This window comes from Anaerotaenia torta, assembly GCF_050433395.1.
Classification (GTDB): domain Bacteria; phylum Bacillota; class Clostridia; order Lachnospirales; family Lachnospiraceae; genus Mobilitalea; species Mobilitalea torta.
Window position 1 is genome coordinate 1 of record NZ_JBNPXH010000022.1, and the last position, 9,829, is coordinate 9,829.

Genomic DNA, 9,829 nt, shown 5'->3' on the forward strand with positions numbered 1-9,829 from the left:
ATCATATCACTAACGTATGAAGGAGTAAATGCTACTTGTGCGAAAGTAAACTCCACAGGATAAAAGAGGAGTGGAATTAAACTTTTCAATTTTCAAAAATTGTGAAATTGTAGTAAAATTGTTGTACTATACGATTAAAGAGAGTATAATATATTAATTAAATGGTATTTAAAGGAGGTAATGAACTATGTCGCAATATAAAGTGTATAGATTATTTAAGAATAATGATCAATATCATATTAGCATGGTTAATAATCTTCTTGAAAAAAACAGATGGTATAAAAGTGATAAGTTTATTTTGGTTTCATATTCTTTTGAAGGAAAATCAAAGAAAATTATAGAGAAAATCGACAATGAACTGTCTACAAATATATTCTCTAATAGTTTTTATTATAAAGCTATAGATTATTTATGTAAGAACAATATTACAATACAAAGAGTTTTATTGGAAAACGAAGATGATATAGGAGATTTTCAACAATCAATTGATATTATGACGCGTAAATTATTAGTTGGAAATAAATCAGGAGAAGAATTAAATGAACTTATCAGTGAGCTGAAATGGTTATCGCAAGAAGAAGATATAGATATTAACTCTATTGATTTTAGAATTGAATTTAGCGGATTGCATAATTTTGTAAAAATTGAAAAAATGGGGCACATTTACGTTGACCAAAATGATAATGCAGCTGATGTACTTAAATTACTAAGCGAATGTATCTAGGAGAAAACATGAAGAAAAAAATAGTAGGTTTTCTTAATATATTTTCTACATCTATTATAATTTTATTTATTTATTTTTCAGGACATAGCATAACTTCAGATGTTTTGGTACCATTATTTTCGAACACTTTAAACACCGCGGTTTTAGATAAGTTAAAGTTGGTATCAACACAAATTGCTATCGATACAGCATTATTGAATATGCTAATAAATCTTATTTTTCTAAAACTTGTAAATATAGTAAGTGTTTTTGTAAGTATTAAAAATAATGAGAGAACAAAAGAACTTTTTTTACCAGTTAAAAAGCCAAAAACAAAAAATGTAGAGATATGTATAAGGGTAAACTATAAATTTTTATGGCTAAAGAAATTATGCTTAAAACTTGGTGGAACGTACATATTTATTCATGTGCCTGAAAAAATTAATTATGCAATAAAAAATGCAGAAGATTTTAACACAGGATCCATTAATGATACAGATGAACAATACTTAATCAAACTTAATTTGTGTAGATGTCTTGATAGGAATGAGGTTAGAAAAGATATCTATTTATCATTATCATTATCAGCAAAGTCAACATACGTTAATGATTATGCAATCATTACATCATTAATATGTGCTGATGGGACAGGCTGTATAAGGAAGTCCATAGCATACTTTATAACCTACTTGTTATCTGATATTGATTTAGATAAGCATGTAATAAGAGCAAGGGATATTAAATAGGGGGAGATTATGAATAGTACGATAACTTTATGGAAGATTACTACGGATAAGACCTTAGATGAAATAGCTTCGAGACTACTAAGTGTTCCTGGAAGAGAAATTGTACCTGAATGGAATAATGATGGTCCTCTGATTGAATTACAAAAAAACACGCAAGAACTAGGTACGGTAACAGATATACATACACTCGCTTTTAATAAAAATTCATATAGATATATTTCATTTAATATTTATATGGAAAGAAAAAAAAGAAAAGATAATTGGTATAATACTGATGGCGAACTAAAAGAACATAGGGATAGAGTAACTGTATATCAGTCAAACATGATAATTTATGAAAATGGTAATGAACTGTTTTTAATGGCTTTTGCGGCGAAGACAACAGTAAATAAGATTGCTAAATATGCTTTTGAAGATAAAGATGTATTTAATATTATTGAGCAGTCGTTAAATGTGTCGGAGGATATGTTCTATTGGATATTAAAAGCATTGAGAGATTATCCCGGAGAACAATTACATAGAATGGTGGATATTACCCCAACTGGATTGTGGGGGTATTTTGGAAAAACTTTAGACGGGAATAATTCAATAAGAGCAGAAGGACAGAGGATATTAGCAGTGTTGGGAACTCTTGCTGTTATTTTTAGTTCTGAAGAATTAAAAGCGGTTAAACCAGAGTTTCAAAAAGATGGTCAGGTAGTAGTTGTAGAAATTAATCTTAATAATAGTTTGAAAATTGATGACTCTTATTGTTTGGGTAGTTATTTTAATATATATTCAAGCCAAGAGCAGGTTCAGCAGAGAATAAATGTAATAGGAATGTATACAATTAATATAATCATCCCACAGATGATAATAGCCTATGAAAATTCTGTTCAAGATAAAACTTGGTCAAAGCAATTAAAAATAGATTTTATTAGCTCAATGGGTGCTGAAATAAAGCGCAGGGTCGAGTTGGAATTAGAAAGTTTAAAGCGAGATGAAGATGCTGATGAAGATTGTGATGAAGAAAATAATTATTAATGCGAAAGCATCTTCTTCGAGGAAGGTGCTTTTTTTTGCGCAAAAAATAATTGGAAGCATTGTAGGTAGCTTTGACTTCTGGACCTAAGGGAGAGTCGTTAGACTATCAATCTATAGCTTTACTGGTTTCCTTCCGTTTAATTGAAAGGCATCATGATCTTTAATCTGCTCGATGGCTACTTTTAGGTTTCGAGCGTCTCTATGCCTATGATATTGATCATGGCTGTTATGCTTATGGTATACTTTGAAATTTCTAAAGGTTGGATATTCCACAACATGAATACCCCAGAAGTGTTTTGTGTTTTTTGACTGCAAATAGACGGCAAAGCATCCCAACTGCAGTATATTAAAATACCGGGTATCAATAGTTTTTAATTCGGTTTTGCTAATCATTTGTTCTCCTTGATTATTAATATTATAAGGTGGGAAACTTGCCCAGAAATGAGCTTTGGAAGGTCAAGAGACCTAATAAGTGTATGAGTTTATTATAGCAACAGATACTCGCCATTCGCGCCACAGGGGAAACGAACATGTTTGATGTGCCGAAGGTACAGGAAATCGCTAAGCGTGAGGGATACACTGAGCTACTTGTTTATCTTGCTGATAAAACTGGTGCATATGCCCGTTTCATTCTGACAGGCGAAGAGAAATAAATAACTAAACACAGGGAACAGTGCCGAAAATGGCTCTGTTTCTCGTACAGATAGATTTAGAAGGCTTGCTTAATGCAGGTCTATTTTTATGCTCGGAAGGAGGCGGCGGATATACGAAAACTCAAGAAATACACACCAACCCGGTTTAAGTCGGCTGATTCAATCTACGATAAGTCATCCGCCGATTATGCAGTTGCTTTTGTCGAAGCCCTCTCACATACCAAAGGTACGTGGGCTGGAAAGCCTTTTGAACTAATCGATTGGCAGGAGAGGATAATTCGTGATGTATTCGGAACTCTGAAGCCGAACGGCTATCGGCAGTTTAACACAGCTTATGTAGAAATACCTAAGAAGATGGGAAAAAGTGAGCTTGCGGCGGCTGTTGCCCTGTTGCTCACTTGCGGAGATAACGAGGAACGCGCCGAGGTTTACGGCTGTGCTGCTGACCGTAACCAGGCATCCATCGTTTTTAACGTAGCAGCGGATATGGTACGTATGTGCCCAGCTCTGTCCAAGCGAGTGAAAATCCTGGACTCAATGAAGCGGCTCATCTATCAACCGACAGGCAGTATTTATCAGGTGCTTTCAGCTGACGTAGGCAACAAGCACGGCTTTAACACCCATGGTGTGGTGTTTGATGAACTTCATACCCAAGGGTCAGGTTCCTAAGTATTATGTAGAGGACAGCCATGAAGCTATTATTCCAAAAGATATCTTCCTAAAGGTACAGGAGGAAATCGCAAGACGCGCAAATCTTACTAAAGGCACCACAAAGCGCAAACGAATCTATAGTGGCCGTTACGCTTTATCTGGAATTGTTTTCTGCGCATACTGTGGCGACATCTTCCGCAGAATTAAATGGAACAATCGCGGGTGTATTGCAAGACCTCTAGCAGTCACGATTAAGAGAGTAAATGAAATTACAAGAGGTTGGATAAATTACTTCAGAATAGGAATGATGAAGCAATTCATGGAGGACTTTGGAGCATGGCTTAGACACAAAATAAGGGTTATAGTCATGAAACAATGGAAAAAGCCAAAAACGATCTATAGAAACTTATGCTATCTCAATAGAAAATATAATAATGGGTTCAAGCATGAAGATATCTATAAGGTTGCAAACTCAAGGCTAGGATGGTACAAGAAAAGTGGAATGAATGCTGTAAATTTTATAATTAGTCCAGAATTACTTGAAAATAAAATAAAGGACGGAGCTGGCTTGCTCAATCCTCTAAATTATTATCTAAGAAAAGTTGGAATATAAGTTGTAGAGCCGTATACGAGACCCGTACGTACGGTTCAATGAGAGGGAGATAATACTTAGCTATTATTTCTCTACTCTATTTACCAGTCTATGTACCTGTTGTGACCGTCTTTGATAAGGACGGTTTATTATTACCTCTAGAGGTGACTCGGGAGGACGGCTGCACATATATCATTGACCAAGTTATTGATATCCGGCCTTCGGCTGCAATGAAAGCCGGAGGGCAGAGCGATCGCTACACGATCAGCGTTAAAGGACGGCAAATTATTTGTTTTTTGAAAGAATCGCCTCAATTACCGGAAATAATATCGGACGCTGGTTTGTTGAGCGACGATAAAAATAATAACACGAAAGACCTTCTTACTGCTCTGTAAGAGGGGCTTTTGCATGACTGATGCTTTTAGATTTTTCTGTGTAAAATACAACGAAATAAAGGCTACTTGGGCACATTTATCCGACAAACACCAGTACGGAGCAAGATCCGGAAGATCACCCTTTTCTGTTTGTGCGGTTTTTTCAATTTTCAAACATAGCATCCCATGTTTTTTCATTACTGTATTTGTGTGCAATATTCTGACGCACCGCAAGGTACTTGTATCGATTGATACGACCCTCACGCTGCTCCAGGTCTATAGGGTTCGTATAAAAGTCCTTTTGGAATATAACCAGTTAATTCCAAACTACCAGCAGAAACAAATTACCTCATCTATTCTTGAACATAATTGCATCTGTAAGCCAAACCCGGAAGACGGGAGTGAAGAACGGATTCACGCTCGACCTCCACCAAAGTTTGTTCAATTTCTTTTTGTTTCGGAAATATCCTGAATCAAACAAATATGGTCAAATTTATACTGATCCAATAAAGCAAGAGGGACCACAATCATATGTACCCATACAATCGAACCGCCTTAAGAATTTTTACATATTTGATGAATGTCAAATAATCGTTATTTGTATCAGCTCCGCAACACGAAATCCAATCTTATGGTTTGTTTTATAATGGATATGGTAATCAAATAATACAGTCAGCATTATTCCAGTATTTTTTCCAACAAAGTAATAAACTCTTGATGATATTTTCCTTCATCACTTCTTAGTATCGTTATTGCCTCATTCATTTCATGAGCAAGCTTATAAGGCCGACCGGATGTGATTGCATCAACAGCATCAGCAATCATTACGATTCTGACATTGCGGCTTATTTCGCCTCCCTTTAGCCCTTTTGGGTACCCACTTCCGTCGAGTCGCTCATGATGTTGCATAACTATATCAGTACATTCCTTCGGAAGATTAAATCCCCCAAGAGAGCTCATACCCAATTCGCAATGCTGTTTGACTAAAGACATTTCCATGTCGGTCAAGCTTCCAGGTTTTTGTATAATGGATTTTGGTATCAACAGCTTGCCTATATCATGCAGAAATGCACCTATTCCCATATTAATAAGCTCTTCATCGCTGTATCCCAGTTCCACAGCCATCATCAAGGAAATCGTGGCAACATCAATTGAATGTGTATATAGCCAATCTATGTAATTACTCAAAGCGTTGACATAAATCCACCAAGGCTTAGTCTTAGACTCAAATATTATATTGATTAATATCTCATTAGGTTTCTCTAGAATGCGACTGTTACGGATATTCATTCTTTTTACGAATTCCTTGGTAACCGGAGTGAAAACAGCGCTTTGCCTGTCATTCGGAGCAAGAACAGCTTTTTGCTTATCATACACATCGCCTGACATTTCCAGATCAATTTTTCCAAGCCTCTCCAGCCTATTTTTAACTTCAGCTGTTATTTTTTGACCTTTGCTTAATAACAGTATCCCTCTATTGTCATAGATATCTTGAGCAGTATGATATTCGGAACCCTTTTTCATAAAATATTCAGCCATCTTACTTGCTCCTTTCACTAGATAAATATTGGCTTTCAGGGGAGTCCTGATTTCTTTTTCATATATTCAACAATAAGCACATCTAACCTTTGACTTATTACTATAATGTCTTTATCTGAGTATTCACTTTCAAAACAATCTACCAATACTTTTCTCAATACCTCTATTTCCACAATCAGTTTTTTAATATCACTCATTTAAAAACTCCAATTTATGTATTTGTATCATACTCCTTAATCTTATCGAAATACAACATTTTTGAAATTTTGTTGCATTTTTTATTTAGTATCATTTTATATTATCACTACTGGAATGTCAACATATCAGTTATTATGTCCACTATTATGTTATTATGACTAATTCAATAAATCCACATGAAAAACAACTTTTATAGTTGAACAATAGAATACAGCTCATCCTTTTGATCTTGATTGATACCAATATAGCGTAGTGTGACACTGGCTGAACTATGATTAAAGGTATCCATAATAAGCCCTATATTGTATTTAGATATTTTATAAGTCCAATAGCCCCATGTTTTCCTTAAACTGTGAGTGCCAAAGTTTTCAATTCCTATTACAGTTGCAGCTTCCTTCAGCACCCTGTAAATCTGGATTCTTCCTAAATAACCGCCTTTTTGGCTTTGAAAAAGGTAGTCCTCTAAGGCAAGATTCTGAGTTTTAACATAATTATGAAGACACTTGCGCAAGGTTTCATTTAATTTAATTTTCTTTTCTTTTGCTGTTTTCTTTTCGTTTATGATGAGATAGTCTTTAAATTGCAACTTTTCATTAAAAATATCATTCACCTTAATAGATATGATATCGCTGATTCTCAAGCCTGTATTAATACCAAATTTAAAAATTAACGCATATTTAGGATCACTTCCATTCAAGTATTGATAAAGCTGCTTAATCTTGGCTTTTTCTCTTATCGGTTCAACAGTCATAATTATCATTGTCCTCCTAATGTATCTTTTACATATTATATTATACAAAAAAGATAAACTAGTATACAAATAAAAATTGTGATGATTTCAAAATTATTAGCCTAAATCATTTGTATATCTGGGTTTCTTTAATATTTAAAATGCAACAAAATTTCAACAATGTTTCATTTCATGGTTTAGTTTACCCAAAAATTACCTTTGTTTCCCATGAATTTAAAGGATAAGAAGAGTCGCAGAGCACTAGATTTGTGTTTTAGCGGCTCTTTACAATATTTTTTTTAGTTGTTTACTCTAAAGTGGGTAAAAACAGGTGATACTCTCAAAGGCTGCAAACAATATTTGTTTTTCAAGAGAAACGCCTCAATTACCGGAAATAATATCGGACGCTGGTTTGTTGAGCGGCAATAAAGATAATAAAACGAAACCCCTTCTTACACTGCTCTGTGTAAGAGGGGCTTTAAAATAACTGAAATTGCTATGTTGTGCTATTAAGCAGATATCTCAACGATGGTATAGTTATGTAGCAATAGGCCAAACGATTAAGATTCTTCTGTACAAAATACCACTAAATAAAACAACTTGGTGCACATTTATATTTCTATTTGTAAAATGGACTTAAATTTAATTAAAATATCTATATTCAACCATGTCAATAAGCTACCATAACAATCCGCACAGAAGAGAGATAGTTCAAAACATTTCATCTTTCTTTTCAATTGCAGTATTGGTTTTTACTATAGCCACACACATTATATAAACAGAGCCTTTTGTTTTTATATAAACTCATCGACCTGTGCTTTTTTTGGACAATCCTTTTTATATAGTGCACTACCAGTGCCAAAATAGGGATTATTATTTGTAACGATATGTGAATATATACAGGTACCCATTTAAGGCCTATTTCTATATTTTCCGGATAATTTTTAGCAATCAAAACCGAAAGAATTATAATGCCTATACCAAAAGGAACAGCTAAGTATTTTGGATCTTTTAACCTTATAACATGGGCAGTACCCAGCATTGATGCATACATATACAGGCTTATCTTAAAAAAACCGCCTATTGTCATAATTATCACTATGAGTATATCCATGCGTTCTAAGAAACCAACTTTTATCATGCGAAGAGTATCTAAAAGGGGAAACAGGGAGTTTGTCGCAAAACAAGTCCCCAACACTGATATAAACATGGCAGCATTTATTGAAAGAAGTATTCCGGTAAAAATGATTGCTAAAAAAGCAGCCTTTCTCACTTTCCCCCGTTCATTTACAGAAGGATAAAACATTGAAAATGTAACTGTTTCTCCAAAAGGGAAGGTTATGAGAAGGGGAAAACCTGCCTTTATTACCGATAATAATCCTTTTTGCTAGCGATATGGATAAAGATGTTGTAATTAAAATTATTGATCAGTTTCCTGCTTACACTGAATCAGCAAATAACATGCTTGCACAGTTAAATACCATATGCAATAACGCAATGAAGGAGAATTGCGAAAGCCAGAAGGAAGCGATTGATGACTATAAGAAAATACTCGATGACCTTGGTGAGCTCTTAAAAAAGGACACAATTACTGCCGAAGAAAGAGTACAAATAACAGAACAGATGATAACTGTTGCAGATCGTATTTTGGCAAAGGATACTGAAAACAGGGATTTTCTCAGCGGAATAATTAAGTACGGAGTTCCTATCATAGGAAACGCGCTTGTATTGGGAGCTGCAATCTTGGGTATGAATGTTAAAAACACTAAAATTTCAACCTTGAAAAAATAGTAGTAGACATGTTCCCTTGAACCATAAAATCGTTGATATATTCCCACATACCTTGAAAACGCTGAAAAACGGTTGACCTGTTTCCTTGCACGTATGGTATCAAATTTTGACTTAAGACATTAGTTTGGGTAACTCCAGCCACGTTGAGTGCGTAATAATGATGACGAATAGTGGTTCTAAGGGCAAATGAGGCGGGTTAACCACTATATGTAGTGGTTTTGGAGCAAAAAATGGGCAAAAATTGGGGCAAAAAACTGCGATTTTTGACCCTGTTTTTTGGGGCGTTTTATAGATGACATTCGGTATTTCAGAGCCCATGCTTGAATTTCTTATGGCTGGGCAATAGAATGATAAATATAGAACAAATAAGCAAACAGGAATTTATCGTACTCGGAAGGTGTTAGAAAAATGAGACAATTAAGGAGGAGAAATGTAAATGGGAAGAGGAATGAGATTTTTAGAATCATCAGCAACTCCAGAGGAAGACTCTTATGGATATAGAGTTGAATGGGATGATCAAACAACATCAGTAAGAGAAATGTTCAGAAATGGTGGCAAAATCGAGCATTATGGTTCTGGTTCAAGAGATGTATCAGGTTTCGATAATGCGTGGGACATGTTTAACGATTATAGAGATAATCCAGATTTCATAGGTGTACGGCTAATAAGAATTGATTCTGATGGAAATGAAAGTGTATATGCATCTAAATAAATCTTATGAGTAGAACGTTAATACAAATTCTTTAGGTTAGAATCGATGATGGTGTAAACGAAAAAGCAGCTTTTGCTTGCCAGTAACTGCCCTTTCGTTTACATCATTTTCGATTTG

The 9,829-nt window shown here is 34.7% G+C and carries 12 protein-coding genes and 1 pseudogene; 8 read left to right on the forward strand and 5 right to left on the reverse strand.

Annotated features, from left to right (window positions below):
* Positions 1-187 precede the first annotated feature (187 nt).
* The 6 genes and pseudogenes from HNQ56_RS23665 to HNQ56_RS23690 all read left to right on the forward strand — a co-directional run bounded on the left by HNQ56_RS23665 (position 188) and on the right by HNQ56_RS23690 (position 4,389).
* Positions 188-724, forward strand: coding sequence for a hypothetical protein (locus HNQ56_RS23665; protein WP_429150980.1), 537 nt, complete (start codon positions 188-190; stop codon positions 722-724).
* Positions 725-732: 8 nt separating this feature from the next.
* Positions 733-1,449 carry a hypothetical protein gene (locus HNQ56_RS23670; RefSeq protein WP_429150982.1) on the forward strand — a complete coding sequence of 239 codons (717 nt, stop codon included), beginning with the start codon at positions 733-735 and terminating at the stop codon, positions 1,447-1,449.
* A 9-nt stretch (positions 1,450-1,458) separates the two neighbouring features.
* A complete protein-coding gene (locus HNQ56_RS23675) occupies positions 1,459-2,472 on the forward strand; it encodes a hypothetical protein (RefSeq protein WP_429150984.1) in 1,014 nt (337 codons plus the stop codon).
* Positions 2,473-2,969: 497 nt separating this feature from the next.
* Positions 2,970-3,125: a DUF5049 domain-containing protein gene (locus HNQ56_RS23680; RefSeq protein WP_429150999.1), complete on the forward strand. Its 156-nt coding sequence runs from the start codon at positions 2,970-2,972 to the stop codon at positions 3,123-3,125.
* Between the two features lie 72 nt (positions 3,126-3,197).
* Positions 3,198-3,779, forward strand: a pseudogene (locus HNQ56_RS23685) (terminase large subunit domain-containing protein); the annotation flags it as partial.
* Entirely contained in the window at positions 3,763-4,389 is a 627-nt protein-coding gene (locus HNQ56_RS23690) for a group II intron maturase-specific domain-containing protein (protein WP_429150985.1), read from the forward strand. The pseudogene HNQ56_RS23685 and the gene HNQ56_RS23690, both read left to right, overlap by 17 nt.
* Before the next feature lie 293 nt (positions 4,390-4,682).
* On the opposite strand, the gene HNQ56_RS23695 is transcribed toward HNQ56_RS23690, so the two are convergent.
* The 5 genes from HNQ56_RS23695 to HNQ56_RS23715 all read right to left on the reverse strand — a co-directional run bounded on the left by HNQ56_RS23695 (position 4,683) and on the right by HNQ56_RS23715 (position 8,575).
* Positions 4,683-4,916 carry a hypothetical protein gene (locus HNQ56_RS23695; RefSeq protein ID WP_429150987.1) on the reverse strand — a complete coding sequence of 78 codons (234 nt, stop codon included), beginning with the start codon at positions 4,914-4,916 and terminating at the stop codon, positions 4,683-4,685.
* A gap of 504 nt (positions 4,917-5,420) precedes the next feature.
* Positions 5,421-6,281 (reverse strand): HD-GYP domain-containing protein, encoded by an 861-nt coding sequence (locus HNQ56_RS23700; protein WP_429150989.1) that lies wholly within the window; start codon positions 6,279-6,281, stop codon positions 5,421-5,423.
* 35 nt (positions 6,282-6,316) lie between these two features.
* On the reverse strand, positions 6,317-6,478 hold the full coding sequence (locus HNQ56_RS23705) for a Spo0E family sporulation regulatory protein-aspartic acid phosphatase (RefSeq protein WP_429150991.1): 162 nt from the start codon (positions 6,476-6,478) through the stop codon (positions 6,317-6,319).
* Positions 6,479-6,669: 191 nt separating this feature from the next.
* Positions 6,670-7,230, reverse strand: coding sequence for a tyrosine-type recombinase/integrase (locus HNQ56_RS23710; protein ID WP_429150993.1), 561 nt, complete (start codon positions 7,228-7,230; stop codon positions 6,670-6,672).
* A 712-nt stretch (positions 7,231-7,942) separates the two neighbouring features.
* Entirely contained in the window at positions 7,943-8,575 is a 633-nt protein-coding gene (locus tag HNQ56_RS23715; RefSeq protein ID WP_429151000.1) for a GerAB/ArcD/ProY family transporter, read from the reverse strand.
* Positions 8,576-8,604: 29 nt separating this feature from the next.
* Between HNQ56_RS23715 and HNQ56_RS23720 the strand changes: the two genes are divergently transcribed.
* Together HNQ56_RS23720 and HNQ56_RS23725 are read left to right on the forward strand one after the other, a co-directional pair.
* On the forward strand, positions 8,605-9,000 hold the full coding sequence (locus tag HNQ56_RS23720) for a hypothetical protein (RefSeq protein ID WP_429150995.1): 396 nt from the start codon (positions 8,605-8,607) through the stop codon (positions 8,998-9,000).
* Positions 9,001-9,436: 436 nt separating this feature from the next.
* Positions 9,437-9,712, forward strand: coding sequence for a hypothetical protein (locus HNQ56_RS23725; protein WP_429150997.1), 276 nt, complete (start codon positions 9,437-9,439; stop codon positions 9,710-9,712).
* Positions 9,713-9,829 lie beyond the last annotated feature (117 nt).

What these genes read in the sequence shown, in the direction of transcription:
- HNQ56_RS23665 (WP_429150980.1), top strand. Translation starts at nt 188, where the DNA reads ATGTCGCAATATAAAGTGTATAGATTATTTAAGAATAATGATCAATAT.
- HNQ56_RS23670 (WP_429150982.1), top strand. Translation starts at nt 733, where the DNA reads ATGAAGAAAAAAATAGTAGGTTTTCTTAATATATTTTCTACATCTATT.
- HNQ56_RS23675 (WP_429150984.1), top strand. Translation starts at nt 1,459, where the DNA reads ATGAATAGTACGATAACTTTATGGAAGATTACTACGGATAAGACCTTA.
- HNQ56_RS23690 (WP_429150985.1), top strand. Translation starts at nt 3,763, where the DNA reads ATGAACTTCATACCCAAGGGTCAGGTTCCTAAGTATTATGTAGAGGAC.
- HNQ56_RS23700 (WP_429150989.1), bottom strand. Translation starts at nt 6,281, where the DNA reads ATGGCTGAATATTTTATGAAAAAGGGTTCCGAATATCATACTGCTCAA.
- HNQ56_RS23705 (WP_429150991.1), bottom strand. Translation starts at nt 6,478, where the DNA reads ATGAGTGATATTAAAAAACTGATTGTGGAAATAGAGGTATTGAGAAAA.
- HNQ56_RS23710 (WP_429150993.1), bottom strand. Translation starts at nt 7,230, where the DNA reads ATGACTGTTGAACCGATAAGAGAAAAAGCCAAGATTAAGCAGCTTTAT.
- HNQ56_RS23720 (WP_429150995.1), top strand. Translation starts at nt 8,605, where the DNA reads ATGGATAAAGATGTTGTAATTAAAATTATTGATCAGTTTCCTGCTTAC.
- HNQ56_RS23725 (WP_429150997.1), top strand. Translation starts at nt 9,437, where the DNA reads ATGGGAAGAGGAATGAGATTTTTAGAATCATCAGCAACTCCAGAGGAA.